This is a genomic window from Tannerella forsythia 92A2 (assembly GCF_000238215.1).
In the GTDB taxonomy this organism is placed as follows: Bacteria; Bacteroidota; Bacteroidia; order Bacteroidales; family Tannerellaceae; genus Tannerella; species Tannerella forsythia.
Map to the genome: position 1 here is coordinate 1,951,521 of NC_016610.1, position 15,577 is coordinate 1,967,097.

The 15,577-nt window shown below is 49.8% G+C and carries 16 protein-coding genes; 12 read left to right on the top strand and 4 right to left on the bottom strand.

Annotated elements, in window-relative coordinates:
* Positions 1-11: 11 nt before the first annotated feature.
* On the bottom strand, positions 12-698 hold the full coding sequence (locus BFO_RS07995) for a hypothetical protein (RefSeq protein WP_014225170.1): 687 nt from the start codon (positions 696-698) through the stop codon (positions 12-14).
* 92 nt (positions 699-790) lie between these two features.
* Here BFO_RS07995 and BFO_RS08000 point away from each other — a divergent pair, with 92 nt between their 5' ends.
* The 7 genes from BFO_RS08000 (at position 791) to BFO_RS08025 (ending at position 7,649) form a co-directional block, all read left to right on the top strand.
* Positions 791-2,215 carry an ATP-dependent DNA helicase gene (locus tag BFO_RS08000; RefSeq protein ID WP_014225171.1) on the top strand — a complete coding sequence of 475 codons (1,425 nt, stop codon included), beginning with the start codon at positions 791-793 and terminating at the stop codon, positions 2,213-2,215.
* 482 nt (positions 2,216-2,697) lie between these two features.
* Positions 2,698-3,336: a hypothetical protein gene (locus tag BFO_RS08005; protein ID WP_014225173.1), complete on the top strand. Its 639-nt coding sequence runs from the start codon at positions 2,698-2,700 to the stop codon at positions 3,334-3,336.
* A 14-nt stretch (positions 3,337-3,350) separates the two neighbouring features.
* The gene (gene rsmI, locus BFO_RS08010; RefSeq protein ID WP_014225174.1) at positions 3,351-4,052 is read left to right on the top strand and encodes a 16S rRNA (cytidine(1402)-2'-O)-methyltransferase; all 702 of its coding nucleotides are present in this window, start codon (positions 3,351-3,353) and stop codon (positions 4,050-4,052) included.
* Between the two features lie 18 nt (positions 4,053-4,070).
* A complete protein-coding gene (locus tag BFO_RS08015; protein WP_014225175.1) occupies positions 4,071-4,940 on the top strand; it encodes a Cbp1 family collagen-binding glycoprotein adhesin in 870 nt (289 codons plus the stop codon).
* Entirely contained in the window at positions 4,937-5,635 is a 699-nt protein-coding gene (locus BFO_RS08020) for a YjjG family noncanonical pyrimidine nucleotidase (protein WP_014225176.1), read from the top strand. The genes BFO_RS08015 and BFO_RS08020 overlap by 4 nt, the downstream gene beginning before the upstream one ends.
* Before the next feature lie 140 nt (positions 5,636-5,775).
* Entirely contained in the window at positions 5,776-5,937 is a 162-nt protein-coding gene (locus BFO_RS15620; protein WP_155642431.1) for a hypothetical protein, read from the top strand.
* Between the two features lie 215 nt (positions 5,938-6,152).
* Complete coding sequence (locus BFO_RS08025; protein WP_014225179.1) at positions 6,153-7,649, top strand: cobyric acid synthase; 1,497 nt, start codon at positions 6,153-6,155, stop codon at positions 7,647-7,649.
* On the opposite strand, the gene cbiB is transcribed toward BFO_RS08025, so the two are convergent.
* Entirely contained in the window at positions 7,622-8,566 is a 945-nt protein-coding gene (gene cbiB / locus BFO_RS08030; RefSeq protein ID WP_014225180.1) for an adenosylcobinamide-phosphate synthase CbiB, read from the bottom strand. The two genes, BFO_RS08025 and cbiB, sit on opposite strands and share 28 nt — an antisense overlap.
* Positions 8,542-9,564, bottom strand: a complete 1,023-nt coding sequence (locus tag BFO_RS08035; protein ID WP_014225181.1) for a threonine-phosphate decarboxylase — start codon at positions 9,562-9,564, stop codon at positions 8,542-8,544. The genes cbiB and BFO_RS08035 overlap by 25 nt, the downstream gene beginning before the upstream one ends.
* Before the next feature lie 109 nt (positions 9,565-9,673).
* Between BFO_RS08035 and BFO_RS08040 the strand changes: the two genes are divergently transcribed.
* The 3 genes from BFO_RS08040 (at position 9,674) to ispF (ending at position 11,905) form a co-directional block, all read left to right on the top strand.
* The gene (locus BFO_RS08040) at positions 9,674-10,051 is read left to right on the top strand and encodes a RidA family protein (protein ID WP_014225182.1); all 378 of its coding nucleotides are present in this window, start codon (positions 9,674-9,676) and stop codon (positions 10,049-10,051) included.
* A gap of 171 nt (positions 10,052-10,222) precedes the next feature.
* Positions 10,223-11,401, top strand: coding sequence for a type IX secretion system outer membrane channel protein PorV (gene porV / locus BFO_RS08045; RefSeq protein ID WP_041590792.1), 1,179 nt, complete (start codon positions 10,223-10,225; stop codon positions 11,399-11,401).
* 27 nt (positions 11,402-11,428) lie between these two features.
* The gene (gene ispF / locus BFO_RS08050; protein ID WP_014225184.1) at positions 11,429-11,905 is read left to right on the top strand and encodes a 2-C-methyl-D-erythritol 2,4-cyclodiphosphate synthase; all 477 of its coding nucleotides are present in this window, start codon (positions 11,429-11,431) and stop codon (positions 11,903-11,905) included.
* A 5-nt stretch (positions 11,906-11,910) separates the two neighbouring features.
* Here ispF and BFO_RS08055 read toward each other — a convergent pair whose 3' ends face one another.
* Positions 11,911-13,188: a replication-associated recombination protein A gene (locus BFO_RS08055; RefSeq protein ID WP_014225185.1), complete on the bottom strand. Its 1,278-nt coding sequence runs from the start codon at positions 13,186-13,188 to the stop codon at positions 11,911-11,913.
* A 318-nt stretch (positions 13,189-13,506) separates the two neighbouring features.
* Between BFO_RS08055 and BFO_RS08060 the strand changes: the two genes are divergently transcribed.
* Positions 13,507-14,202, top strand: coding sequence for a hypothetical protein (locus BFO_RS08060; protein ID WP_208854687.1), 696 nt, complete (start codon positions 13,507-13,509; stop codon positions 14,200-14,202).
* Positions 14,203-14,338: 136 nt separating this feature from the next.
* Positions 14,339-15,559 carry a tail fiber domain-containing protein gene (locus BFO_RS08065; protein WP_014225187.1) on the top strand — a complete coding sequence of 407 codons (1,221 nt, stop codon included), beginning with the start codon at positions 14,339-14,341 and terminating at the stop codon, positions 15,557-15,559.
* Positions 15,560-15,577: the final 18 nt, after the last annotated feature.

Below are 15,577 nucleotides of genomic sequence, written 5' to 3' on the forward strand. Positions count from 1 at the left end.
TTCATACCGCCTTACTCCCAGTTACCGGCGTTGTTGTTGATCTCCGTAATCGAGCCCACCTTGAGCCCTTCATACCGTTTCATCTTGCGCATCCTGTCTTTCAGATTGGCAAGCTGCCGGCTGTTCAAATCGCTCAGGTAACCGTCGTAAGGTACACGACATTCGAACACTTTCACCGTATATCCCGACGACGAAGAGAGCGTTGCCGTATCCATTTCGAACCGGGTATTGACTCCTGCCACCGGAACGAAAGCGAGTGAGTCTACATTATAATTAGGTCCGAACAAGGTATCTTTGGCCAATACCCACATCGTATCGCGTCTGAAGTTCTCCAGCCCGTTTTTAATCACCTCATCGTTCTTCCCGGTTTTGCGAGCTCTCTCAATGATCGCCACGGCTTTCTTTTCCGTTAGCCCTGCCTCCAATTGATCGTCAGACAAAACACCTTCTTTCACGACAAACGGCAATTTTTCTTCTTTCAAGAATTTTCCTAATTCTTCAAAATTTGCAGCATGTACTCCATGTCTGTTCTTGTACTCGATCTGCGCCTTACGGATATCGATCAGCCGATGCTGGATAGCCGTTTCGCGGGCTTTATGTTCAAGATCAAACTCAATCGGGCCCATCACGCTTCTGTAGCACATGTAAACCAGCAGCAAAGCCGCCACAACCAATAATACTTTCAGTGTAATTTTCATGTCGTATATTCGTTTTTTTATGATTTCGTTGCTGCAAATATAAAGAAGATTATTTAAAGCTGTAACTTTATCGCGAAAATAATTTCATATCCATGATTCATCGGTTTATTTTTCAACAGATTCGTAACGTTTTTCCTTACGAACCCACAGATGAGCAGCGTAGGGCGATCGATAGGCTCTCGCATTTCCTCTCTTCTCCGGTATCTGACGATGTGTTTCTGCTGAAGGGATATGCCGGAACCGGAAAGACGTCGCTGCTCGGAGCCACGGTCAAGGCGCTGACGGCGTTGAGGCGGTCAGTCGTTTTGCTGGCACCTACCGGACGGGCGGCGAAGGTGTTTTCGGAATATGCGGGACGCAATGCATTGACAATCCACCGGAAAATCTATCGACAGAAAACGTTCTCGAACGAGTTTACCGGATTCTCATTAGCACCCAACCTGCATCAAGATACATTGTTTATTATCGACGAGGCATCCATGATCTCGAACGATGATGCCGGCATGGCTTCGTTCGGCAGCGGGCGGCTGCTCGATGACCTGATTCGTTATGTCTACAACGGCAAGGGTTGCAAGCTGATTCTGCTCGGCGATGGCGCACAGCTTCCGCCCGTCTTGCAAAGTGAAAGTCCGGCCATGAATCCTGACTGCCTCAAAGGGTATTCGTTGCACGTGCAGGAGTGCTCACTTACGCAGGTCGTACGCCAGGATAAAGATTCCGGTATTCTTTACAATGCGACGCTGATCCGTGACTGCCTGCGCCGGAAGCAGATCGACCGGTATCCCGTTCTTCGAATCGATGGGTTCGAGGATCTTCGCAAGGTGGGCGGCGAAGAGCTGATCGAAGAGATTGCATCGGCTTACAGCCGTGACGGGGCAGATGAGACGATCGTGATCTGTCGATCGAACAAACGGGCGACACTTTATAATAATGGCATAAGAAACCGGATTCTGTACAGGGAAGAGGAAATCTCGTCCGGTGACCGGCTGATGGTGGTACGAAATAATTACTTCTGGACGTCGTCCTGCAAAATGATGGATTTTATTGCCAACGGCGAGATGGTCGAGGTGTTGCGCGTCCGCCGTACGCTCGACATGTACGGCTTCCGCTTTTGCGATGTGTGGGTACGGTTTCAGGACTACGATCTGGAGATCGAACTGCGTATCTTGCTCGACACCCTGCAAACCGACGCGCCGGCACTGCCGAAAGAACAATACGATCGGCTCTTTTACAGTGTACTGGAAGATTATGCCGACGAGCCCACGAAAGCGGCGAAGATGAAGAAGCTGAAAGTCGACCCCTATTATAATGCCGTGCAGGTAAAATATGCGTATGCCGTCACCTGTCATAAGGCGCAGGGAGGACAGTGGCGGAATGTTTTTCTGGATATCGGCTATATGACGAAAGAGATGCTGGGCGAAGATTTCTACCGGTGGCTCTATACCGCCTTCACCCGCGCCACCCATCGGCTGTATATAGTCAACCTCCCTAAAGAATTTGAAGAAGAGGGGGAATAATTGTCAATGGTTATGCCTTTGCGGGCGTTGAGGTGTTTAGTTGTTTAGTTGTTTAGGTGTTTAGTTGTTGGCTGACAGCTGAATACTGACCGCTAACGATTATGTCAGGCTTACAGCCCTCTAACCAAAGTATGGGCATGGATCCCCCACCCTACGGGATGGGGCTGAAATATATCGGGCTTGCAGCCCTTTCGGGTAATGGTTATGCGTGTTATACGCCGAATCATGTACCCGGAATGACAATTAACGATTAAAAAACAGCCCTGAAAGGGTGTGTTAATTCAGCCCGATGGGTAGCGAAGGGAAGCGTAGGGAAAAAAGGTACCCTCTCGGCAGAGGGCTGAAAGCCTGAATTAAATTGTTTTTTGTTTGATGGTTTAAGAATATAGGGGCGAACAAAACGTGAATTAATTTTGTTTTGGGGATGATATAATAAGGATAATATTTACTTTTGCATTTTCTTCCCCAAAGAGGATGGACTTATGACTGATAAAGAACAATTGACTCAACTGACAAGCCATATCCGGAAGTTAGTCGAACTGACCGAACAGATGCACGAGACGGAAATCTATCCGGTTTCTTTTTTTAGCGAGTCTTTTGATTTGATATATAAGATACAGGACCGTCTCCATGCGATGGAGATGGGGCAGATCGAACTGTTTGATCAAAAGATACGGGAACATCAGGCGCAGATCTCATCGGTCGATCGACCGGTAAGACGAACGGCAGCCGGTCTCATGGAGGCGATTCATCCTCCGATACTTGCCACCGACGAACGATCATCTGCCCCGTCTGTCCCACCCGTTCCGGTAAGCCGTAACACAGCCCCTCCGGTAGCGTCTTCTTCTTTCCGCGAAAAGGCGGAAACATCATTGAACGACAAGATGGAAAAGGCTAAACTGACCGATCTGCGCAAGGCTTTTACGCTGAACGACCGGTTCCGTTTCTGTCGCGAACTGTTCGGAGGGGACGAACAGCAGATGAATCGTGTAATCAGCGAGTTGAATGAAACGGCTTCGTACGGACAAGCGCTCGTCCTTTTGAAGAACGTGACCGACTGGGACTTTGAAAACGATTCGGTGATCGACTTTCTCAAACTCGTGGAGCGTCGGTTTCTGTAAAAGCGTCGCACCACATGGCCAAATTGTATATCGTACCTACTCCGGTCGGAAACCTCGAAGATATGACGTTTCGTGCGGTGCGGATTCTCAAAGAGGCCGACCTGATTCTGGCCGAAGATACGCGAACGAGCAGCGTCTTACTCAAACATTACGAGATACGGAACCGGGTACAGTCACATCACAAGTTCAACGAACACCGGACGGTGAAAGAGATTGTCGAACGGGTGATAGCTGGCGAAAACATCGCGTTGATCTCCGATGCGGGCACACCGGGCATCTCCGATCCGGGCTTCCTGCTCGTGCGCGAATGCATTCGTCAAGGTGCGGAGGTGGAATGTCTGCCGGGAGCCACAGCTTTCGTGCCGGCACTTGTGGTATCGGGACTGCCGACCGACCGCTTTTGCTTCGAAGGATTCCTGCCGCCGAAGAAAGGACGACAGACGCGTCTGCGTGCACTGGCCGCCGAAGAACGGAGCATCGTCCTCTACGAATCTCCCTACCGGATTCTTAAAACATTGACGCAATTGGCTGAATTCTTCGGAAAAGAACGGCGGGCTTCCCTTTCGCGCGAACTCTCGAAACGTTTCGAGGAGACATGCCGGGGAACAATCGAAGAACTGATTTCTTACTTTTCCGTGAACGAACCGAAAGGGGAATTTGTTATAATAGTGTCCGGCGCCGGAGCGTCGGACAAAGAAAATGAACATAACGTATAATTATTTATTCAACTCAAAATGAAAAAAGTTATATTATTTATCATTAGTGCAATGATATGGACTTCGTGTGTGGAGAATTCGGCCGAGTACAAGAAGCTGAAAAGTGAAAACGAGATGCTCAAAGCCGAAAAGGCGCAGAGTACGACCGAACTGAACGAAATGCTCTCGACGTTGAACGATATCCAGACCGATATTCAGGCGATTCGGGATGCCGAAAACTATTTGGCCATCGAGCAGTCGGACGGAGAGATGAATCCGAACAAAAAAGAGCAGATCAAGCAAAATATGCGTCTGATTGCCGAGACACTGAAGAACAATAAGACGCAACTGAGCGAATTGCAGGAGAAACTGAAGAAAAGCAACATCCAGTCATCGGCCTTGCAGAAAACAATCGACCGGCTCTCGTCCGAACTGAATCAGAAAGCGACGATGATCGCTGCCTTGCAGGAAGACTTGGCCAAGAAGGATATCCGGATTCAGGAATTGGATGAACTTGTGACGAGCCTGAACGAAAACGTAGAGAACCTGTCTGTAACCACAGCTGCACAATCGCAGAAAATTACCGAACAGGACCAACAGTTGCACAGAGCCTACTACTGCTTCGGCACGAAAAAAGAACTCAAAGAGCAGCAGATCCTCACGGGAGGCGGCCTCTTCTCCAAGAGTAAGGCGTTGCAGGGAAACTTCAATGAAGATTACTTTATCCCGATCGATACGCGCGAAGTAACGTCCATACAATTGTATGCCCGCAAAGCAACCGTGCGTTCCAATCACCCCGACCGCTCCTACAAGTTAGAGAAAGACGGCGATGGCAACTTAGTGCTGAACATCCTCGATCCGCAAGTCTTCTGGAGCCTGAGCAAGCATCTGGTGGTGGAAGTAGGATGAGAACAGGCTACAAATCCCTGTTTTTCGATTTGGACGACACCTTGTGGGATACGTACCACAACAACAAAGAATGTCTCGAAGAAATCTATGTCGATTATCGATTCGACCGGCATTATGATTCCTTCGAGATGTTCTTTGGTCGCTATATGCCTCATAACCTGAAACTCTGGGAGCAATACCGGAATCATGAAATAGACCGCCGGACATTGATCCTCGAACGACTGCTATACATGCTTCGACCGATGGGGATAGACGATGTGGACTTCACGCTCAAACTGAACCGTGACTTTTTAGAACGTACCACCCGAAAAACGAGCCTCATCCCCGGCGCCATCGAACTGCTCGAATACTTGCGCCCTTTTTATCGCATGTTCATCGTGTCCAATGGATTCAGGGAAGTACAACAACTAAAGATGGAGAACTCGGGACTTGCGCCGTACTTCGAACGGCTGATCCTCTCGGAAGACGTGGGAATCCAGAAACCACATCGGGAGATTTTCGATTATGCCCTCCGCTGTACGAACTCGCGACGCCATGAGTCGCTCATGATCGGCGACAGCTGGGAGGCCGATATCGAAGGAAGCTACCAGTCGAAAATCGATCAACTTTGGTTTAACCCCGAACGTTTGCCGGCACATGGGTTCATACCCACATTTAATGTATGTTCACTATCTGAAATACAGGACCTTTTGTAGGTCGACCGTGTTCACTAAAAAGACTTTATCAGACGATGTGTTTATTAAATAATGCTAAATATAGGCCGATTTGTTATGTTGTAAAACATGTTTCCGGAAAATATGCGTATCTTTGCATCGTGATTTTAATAGAAAAAGAAATGATGAAAATGATTGTAAACAAACAAAACTTGCGTGAATTGGCCATGTTACAATATCAGGCCGATAAGTATCGCTTGGCCGGCAACGGATTTATGTGTCAGCATTTGAATTCCCAGATCCGCAAATTGCAGGAAAAACTGATGCCGGTAGAAGGGAATTGATGGGGAACGTCCTCGTCCCGCCCGTCGTACAGAGAGGACAAATTGTTATATATTCAAGTATTACCGCAGCGGAATATCTCCGCTGCCATTCAGCGATGAAGGGTTTGAATTCGGAATGTGCCGGATGACGAATCCTTTTTTATTTTCATCCTTTCGCCCCTCCTTGTATGCGAGAATCGATATTATCATGTACATTTGCTTCCTGAAATAAGGATATGAAACCAACGTCTCCTCTTCTTCGTCCCATGATGTTTGCCGGCACCGGAAGCGATGTCGGGAAAAGTGTGATTGCGGCCGCTTTCTGCCGGATATTCCTGCAGGACGGATATCGTCCGGCTCCTTTTAAAGCACAGAATATGGCACTCAACTCGTTCGTGACGGCCGACGGGCTGGAGCTCGGACGCGCGCAGGCCGTACAGGCCGAAGCCGCCGGCATACCGTGCCATACGGATATGAACCCGCTCCTGCTCAAACCGTCGGGCGACTGCACCTCTCAGGTCGTGTTGCACGGACGCCCCACCGGCAATCAGGATGCACGATCGTACTTCCGCAAAGAAGGACGTGCGGAGCTGGAGCGTGAGGTACACCTGGCCTACGATCGTTTGGCCGCACAGTATAACCCGATCGTGATGGAGGGAGCAGGGAGCATCTCGGAGCTGAACTTGCGACAAGTCGATCTCGTAAACCTCCCGATGGCCCGGTATGCCGATGCGGCCGTCATCCTCGTGGCCGATATTGACCGGGGCGGCGTGTTTGCAAGCGTGTACGGCTCCGTCATGCTGCAGAGCGAGGAAGACCGGCGCCGTATCAAAGGCATCCTGATCAATAAGTTTCGGGGCGATATGAGCCTCTTCGCCGATGGTGCGAAAATGATCGAAGAGTTGTGCGGCATCCCCGTCGTAGGTATTGTGCCTTATTTCAACGATATCCATATCGAAGAGGAAGACAGCGTCGTGCTGCGCACGAAAAAACGCGAATCCGAAGAAGGAAAGATCAATGTGGCCGTCGTCCTGTTGCGGCATCTGAGTAACTTTACCGATTTCGACACGCTCGAACGTGATTCGCGCGTACATTTATTTTATACGAATAATACGGACGAACTCCGCAAGGCCGATATCATCCTGCTTCCCGGCACGAAGAATACGCTTTCCGATCTCTCCGAACTGCGCCGCAACGGCGTGGCGCAGGCCATTGTCCGCGCCCATCGCAACGGCACGACGGTGATGGGCATCTGCGGCGGCTATCAGATGATGGGGCTCGAGGTGTGCGACCCCGATCATGTCGAAGGCGATATCGAACGATTGCCCGGCCTCGGCCTGCTGCCCGTAATGACCCGGCTCACGAAAGAGAAGACGACGAGACAGGTCGTGTTCCGCATGACCGACGATGATCGCGAATGTCGCGGATACGAAGTGCACATGGGAGAGACGACGCCCGAGTCTCAGGCCAAGGTCGAGCCGCTGACCCGTTCCGAGACGGGGGATAACGGATGTCTTTCCGGTCGTCGATGCATGGGGACGTATATCCACGGGATCCTCGACAATGCCGCGGCCATCGATTTTCTGCTCGAGCCGTTTGTCGATAAGGCTGCAGCCCGTACGACGTTCGATCACGCAACGTTCAAGAACGAGCAGTACGACAGGCTTGCCGCTCACGTGCGCCGACACGTCGATATGGAGCGGATTTACGCCATCATGAGGAGAGAGGAGTAAACCGCAGCCATCACCCCGACGGTCACGATCTCTGCACGGCTTGCGATGGCGACCGAGCGGCACATGTCGTCCGTCGTCAGTTCGCGCGGGTTCGCACCGATATACGGTTTCTCGACACGCTTCCCAAAATAATCGTGCGCCCCGCCAAAACGGCAGTCGAGGATTCCCGCCAGCGCCGCCTCGGGATAACCTGCGTTTGGACTTAAGTGTTGTCGGCCGTATTTTTTGACGAAAGAGAAAAGGGAAAACCTTCCGCTGACGAGAATCATCAGTGCGGCCGTCAGTCGTGCGGGAATAAAATTGGCCGCATCGTCGATACGTGCAGCCACACGTCCGAACAAGTCGTACCGTTCGTTTCGGTAACCGATCATCGAATCGAGCGTATTGACCATTTTATAGGCAACCATTCCCGGCACGCCGAGCAGCATGTACCAGAACAACGGAGCGATAACGCCGTCGCTCAGGTTTTCGGCTAACGTTTCCAGCGCCGCGGCACGTACCTCCTGAGCCGAGAGGGAAGAAGTATCGCGTCCGACGATACGGGCGACCTGCCGTCGTCCTTCTTCGACCGAGCCGTCGCAGGCGCGAAACACTTCGCGTACTTCGCGAATCAGCGTCGTGCCTGCCAAACAATAGAAGACGAGCACCGAAGCAACGGCGATACCGGCCCACGCATTCAGGCAGAACACACCGTGCACGATCGACCATGCGACACCATACGCCGACAGGATCAGCCCGACAGCGAGGAACGCCCCTTTCATCGCACGACGCTTCCCGCGGTTCAGAGACCCTTCGCCCCACGCGATCAGTCGTCCGAAGCCTACGATCGGGTGCGGTAACCGCAACGGATCGCCGAACGCCTTATCGAGCATCCAGCCGGCGATAAGAGGGATCAGGAGAAAGCAGCTTGTCGCCATTCGTCGAGTGCATGAATGAGCCGGTCATTATCTTCGGGCGTCTGCGTCGCGATGCGGATGAAAGTCTCGTCAAGCCCTTCAAAGTTCGAGGCGTCGCGTATCAAGATACCGTGCGTATCGAGCAGGTATTTTTTCAGCGCGGGCGCGTTCCCGGTCCGTAGCCGGGCGAGGAAAAAGTGGGTATCCGTAGGCCAGATGTCTGCGATCTTCAGTACGGACAGCGCGTCGATCAGGCGCTTCGTCTCGCTCAGCAGCTCTTCGATAGACGGTTGCAGCAGTGGGGTATGCTCCAGAAAATACTCCCCGGCCTCGATGGCCAGCGCATTGACCGACCATGGCATACGCTGTGCGCGTATCCGGTCGGACAGCCTCCGGCAGGCGGTAAGGCATCCTAACCGTAGTCCCGGCACAGCATAGCGCTTCGTGGCCGAATGCAGCAAAATCACTTGTGGTGTGGCGGCGGCTTCGGCGGCGGTGAACAGCGGCTCGCAAGTAAAGGGGGCGTAGCTCTGGTCGATGACGAAACAAACCGACGGATGCGCCTCGATCAGCTTCGAGAGTAAATGTTTTGTATGCGCTTCGCCTGTCGGGTTGTTCGGATTGCACAACCAGACAAGGTCTGCCCGGTCGTCAATACCCTCGGCGGTAAAGATCGCCTTGACTGTGTGTCCGTGTATCCGGCAGGCGTCGGCATATTCGCTGAACGTCGGTTGCCAGACGTAACTGCGGGCGTGCCGAAAGGCCTGCGCAATAAGGTAAATTGCCTCGGTTGCGCCGTTCGTCACACACACCTCACCGGGATGCAGACCATGCGCGGAAGCCCATTTGGCCTCAAGCGTAAGAGGCTCCGGTTCGGGATAGCTCGACAGCCGATCCATCCGCGCCGTAAGATGTTCCCGCAGCCCCGATAAATCTGTAGCTCCGAAAATATTTGAACTAAAATTACTTTTGACTGCCTGTGGGCAGTTATACATGTCGTCTCCGTGTCCGTGTAGCATAATTGACCGATAAAAATCAGAGGACAAAAGTAAGAAATTTTGCCTGTCGCATAGGACTGTTATGTCTCGAAATACGTACCTTTGCGAAAATTAATCAAAAAAGAGAAAGATGAAAAAAGTAATCAACACCAATCAGGCGCCTGCGGCCATCGGACCGTATAGTCAGGCCGTTCAGGCAGGCAATCTGCTGTTTGTCTCCGGACAGTTAGGCTTAGACCCGTCGACGGGCGAATTTGTGGAAGGAGGCGTCAAGGCGCAGGCGCAGCAATTGTTCAAGAACATGAAAGCCATTCTGGCCGAGGCCGGATATACGATGGCGGACATTGTGAAAACAACCGTTTTCCTGGCTGACATGAGCGACTTTGCAGTCGTTAACGAAGTGTATGCCGCACAGTTCGAAGGCGGCTATCCCGCACGCTCGGCCGTTGCCATCAAGACCTTGCCGAAGGACGGACTGGTAGAGGTCGAAGTGATCGCTGCGAAATAATCGTGTAGCAGTAGATAGACAGGCTGAAATTCTGAGCGACGTGATGTCTGTTCGGGCGGTCAGCCTTTTCTTTTTTTTATCGTTCGAAAAATGAGAGGCTCTTTGGGGACTTTGCACAATAAAGAAAGAAGAACGGAGTTTATATAGGTACGAATTTGATTTGATGTATATATGAAGATTTTTAGCAAAAGCAGCCTGATGCTGCTGATCATAAGTATGATGACCGCCTCGGTATATGCGGAAGACGACAAGTACCAGCAATTCAGCCCGATTCATACGGCCATTCCGTCGCTTTCGATTGCGCCTGACGCTCGCGGAGGAAGTATGGGCGATAACGGGGCGGCTACGCTTCCGGATATCAACTCGCAATTCTGGAACGCTTCGAAGTATGCGTTTATGGAAAGCAAGGCGGGAGTGGCCATCTCTTATACGCCGTGGCTGCGTAAGTTAGTCAGAGATGTCTATATGGCGCATGCTGCGGGATATTATAAACCGGGACAGAACGATCGATCGGCTATCGGCGCCTCGCTCCGTTACTTTTCGCTCGGCGCCATTCCTCTCACCGATTACGTCGGCAAGGAGTTGATGAATATCAATCCGTATGAGATGGCGTTCGACTTAAGTTACGGGATGAAGCTCTCGGATGCCTACTCGATGGCTGTCTCCCTGCGTTATATCCGTTCCGATCTGGGCGCCGACGCCGAACAAGACATGCAGGCTGCCAATGCCGTAGCCGTCGATGTGTCCGGCTATATGGAGAAGTATGTGTACCTTGGAGAAAGCGAGAGCCTTTGGAGCTTGGGATATAATATCTCGAATATCGGTTCCAAAGTGTCGTTCAACGGAGGAGCCAAACAGTTCTTCCTGCCTGCAAACCTGAAAATCGGTACGGGGCTGCTTTATCCGATCGACGAATACAATCAGTTCGGGGTTTACCTTGACTTGAATAAATACCTTGTCCCAACCGTACCCCAAAAGAAAGAAGGAGAGAGTGACGAGGCGTACAGCCAGAGACAGAAGGATTATAATGACATGAATTCGTTGTCGGGCGTGTTCAAGTCGTTCTCCGATGCACCGGGCGGATTCAATGAGGAATTGCAGGAGATCAACGTCTCGCTTGGCGCCGAATACAGCTATAACAACCAGTTCTTTGTGCGTGGCGGCTATTACTACGAAAACGCCATGAAAGGAAATCGCCAGTACTTCTCAATGGGTGCCGGCTTTAAGATGAATGTGTTCCAACTCGATGCCGCCTACCTGATCAGTACCGTACAGAACAATCCGCTCGATCAGACGTTGCGTTTCTCGCTGTCGTTCGACATGGACGGGCTGAAAAGCCTTTTTGAATAATCTCTACCTACAAGATGATCGGAAGCTATGCGTATCGGATTCGGATATGACGTACATGCTCTGGCCGAAGGGCGTGAGCTGTGGCTCGGCGGCATACGTATCGAGCACAGCACGGGATTGCTGGGGCACAGTGACGCCGACGTGCTGATCCATGCCGTCTGCGACGCCCTGCTCGGCGCGGCCAATATGCGCGATATCGGTTATCACTTCCCCGACCATGCGGGCGAATACAAAGACATCGACAGTAAAATCCTGCTTCGTCGTACCATGGAGTTGCTGCGCGAAGCCGGTTATGAACTGGGCAATATCGACGCGACAATCGCCGCGGAGCAGCCGAAACTCAACCCGCATATCCCCACTATGCAACAGACCATGGCCGAGGTGATGGGCGTCTCGCCCGATGCGCTCTCCATCAAAGCGACGACATCGGAGAAATTGGGCTTCGTAGGCCGACGTGAAGGAATGGCAGCTTATGCCGTAGCCCTGATCACCCGGAAAGCGTAGGAGTTTTAAGAGTACCGTTCGCCCCAAAGGTGTTTCATACGCTCGATCAGTTTATCTTCGGCAGCGTTATGTTGCCCTTCCCAGATACGTGTGCGAAGCAGCTCGTCGGGCAGGAAATCCTGTTTGACGAAATTCCCTTCGTAATCGTGTGCGTACTTGTAGTTTTTTCCGTAATTAAGTTCTTTCATCAGGCTCGTCGGGGCATTGCGTAAATGGAGCGGAACCGGCAGGTTACCTGTCTCATTGACGAGTGTCAGCGCCTTATCGATGGCTAAGTAAGCCGAGTTACTCTTTGCACTGCAAGCCAGGTAGACGGTTGTCTCGGCTAGTATGATGCGTCCTTCGGGCCAACCGATTTTTTTGAGCGCGTCGAAGCAGGCATTGGCCAGCAGCAATGCGTTGGGATTGGCTAACCCGATGTCTTCGGCCGCGGAAATCAGCAGACGGCGGGCAATAAATTCGGGATCTTCGCCTCCGGCCACCATGCGCGCCAGCCAGTAGAGAGCGGCATCCGGATCGCTGCCGCGGATCGATTTGATAAACGCCGAAATAATATCGTAATGCATCTCTCCCCCTTTGTCGTAAGCGGCAGGATTTTCCTGAAGACGCTCCACGACTTTTTGATCCGTAATCTCGATCGTATGGCCGTCTTCCTCAGCCGATACAATAAGCTCGAGGATATTCAGCAGCTTGCGCGCGTCACCACCGGAGTAACGGATGAGGGCGGCCGTTTCACGGAGGACGATGTTTTTTTCTTTGAGAACGATATCGTCCGTAATGGCGCGATTCAGAAGCGTCAGCAGGTCGTCTTCGTCCAATGGTTTGAGTACGTAGACCTGACATCGCGAAAGGAGCGGACGGATCACCTCGAACGACGGATTCTCCGTCGTGGCGCCGATCAGCGTAACGATACCCGTCTCGACCGCGTTCAGAAGTGAGTCTTGCTGCGACTTGCTGAAACGGTGTATCTCGTCGATAAACAGGATGGGGGAAACGGTTGTCTGAAACAGCGGATTGCTTCCCGCTTTTTCGATCACTTCCCGCACGTCTTTCACTCCCGAGCTGATCGCACTGAGCGTATAAAAAGGTGCTTCAAGACGCTTGGCAATGATCTTGGCCAGCGTCGTCTTGCCGACACCTGGCGGTCCCCAAAGAATAAACGAGGGCACACGTCCGGCTTCGATCATCCGTCGTAGCGCCGCACGTTCGCCCGTCAGGTGCTTCTGACCGATGTATTCGTCGAGCGTCGTGGGACGTAACCGTTCTGCTAAAGGCTGGCTCATGGCACAAAGATAGGAAAATTAATGGGAAAAGGGAGAGAAAGCAATCGGTAATCAGCCATGAACAAAATCTTTTTCTTACATTTGAATAAAAAAAGTTATGACTATCAATTTAAACTGTAAAATTTGTTTTTCTTGATTTATTTGTCACCTTTGCAGTGAAAACCGTGTTAAATACATTTTGGGAGTATGAGCAAAATAAATATTTACTCGTTCTTGTGTCTTTTCTTGTTTATCGGCACATATGCTGATGAAAGAAAATGGGATATGTTTCATCCGTCGGGAGATAATGTCATACAGCTGTCGGCAAGTACGGTTGCTGTGTCGGGCATTGAAGAGGCGGATGATAAACCGCCGCAAACTTCTTTTTTGCGTTTGAGTACGATGCATGCGAATCCGGATGAAGAACGATTTCATCACTACGGAAGACAATACAGCGTCTTGGTAAAGAAGAACAGACAAAATTTTGTTTGGGGATTGATTATGACGATTGTTGTTTTAATTTTTGCGACGATCGTTATAAAAGTTTCTTTAATAAATCGTCGGTTAAATCATATTCATGTAAAATATATTGAGCGACACCAACGATTGCGAGAATGGCTGAAAGAATTAAAGAAATGTGAAAGGCGAACCCGAAAACGTTTGCGTGAAATAGAAGAACAAATGAAACGGCAACAGATGGAAAATGAGGTCGTATATGAACCGATTTTATCGAAATTCCATCATTCCGGAGAGTGGAGACCGACAGAGGAGGATTGGAAGGCACTTGCGCAAATCATCGATAAAACGTATAACGGGTTTACTTATCGGTTGAAAGTGACCGCTCCGTCTCTTGAAGAGCGTGATATCAGAGCCTGTTTGTTGCTTAAAATCGGAGTTAGAAGAAAAAATATGGCGCCTTTACTTTTTATGACAGAATCCGGTGTGTCCATGCATCACGTTCGATTATATAGAAAGATAACCGGTCAAAAAACAAAATCATCGATCTCTTTACGTGATTTTATACGTGACTTTTAAAGTGATGTCGACTGTCACAAAAAAATCACACTTCCCCGGGAGGCAAATGTGACGTTTTTGTGACGTTTTTTTCTTGTTGAGAGAATGATGCAGGATTAAATTTGCAGAAAATTGATCAATCATTAAAAGTAAAAAGATGAAAAAGATTCTTGGTATTACGTTTTTATGTGTGTTTTCTTCAACATTATTCGCACAGTTGAAAGTTTCGCGTGACGGAAAGGTGAGTATTGGAATCACTCAGGCACCGGTTTCTAATTTTGTCGTAGGCTCACCGGGCTATCCTCATATTCGAAATGTATTTGAGAGTGACATGGTAACGATGTTTATCAATGGTCATGGGAAGAGCCCTTATCATCTAAACTATTGGGGTACGGCGCTTATGGTCAGAAATGCGGTTTCGTCTGATCGTGGAGATATAGGGATTGATTGTGGCGTATCAAGTCCTTCTTCATCAAATTCAGGCCGAGCGATTGGAATTATCGGTACAGCCTCCAATGCAACCCCCGGTTATAATTATGGAGTGATCGGTAATCTGCACGGGAGCAATAATGGTACGGGAGTTTTGGGAACAATCGGTACCCTTCGAGGTATTTATATTGACGGGAAATATGCCGGATATTTCAATGGTAATGTAAAAGTTACGGGAACGATTATCGGTACGGTAACAGGTAATTCGGATATTCGTTATAAACAAAACATAGAAGAAATTGGTAGTAATGGTATAGTTTCTGCTTTGGGAAAGCCTCAGTATTCCGTTTTAGATAAGATCACCGCTCTCCGTCCGATCTCATACAATTATAAACAAGTTTATTTTGAACCACAAAGTGATACCTTGAGATCGAGTAGGCGAGGTTTATTTGATGAGCGTTCCCTGATGTTCCGGAAAAAACATTTTGGGTTGGCCGCTCAAGAGTTGCAAAAAATATATCCTGAGTTGGTTTATGAAGAAGATAATGGTTACTTATCGGTTAATTACATTGAGATTATTCCTCTTCTGATACAATCCATTAAAGAATTAAAGGCAGAAGTGGATCGTTTATCATCCGGTTCTATACGATTACAGTCCAGCATGTTATCCAATGAAATATCTGAGATTTCCAATGCCGTGCTATATCAAAACACTCCCAATCCATTTACGGACCATACGGAGATTAAATTTTTATTACCTGAAAGTATTCGTAATGCTTCCATCTGTATTTTCAATATGCAGGGTAATATGGTAAAGCAAATATCCATAAATAGTGATCAGCATTCAGTTATTGTGGATGGACTTAAGTTAGGCCCGGGAATGTATCTATATTCTCTGATTGCAGAGGGGAAACTTGTTGATACGAAGCGGATGATTTTAACGAAATAGTCGCGCGAAAGTGATAAG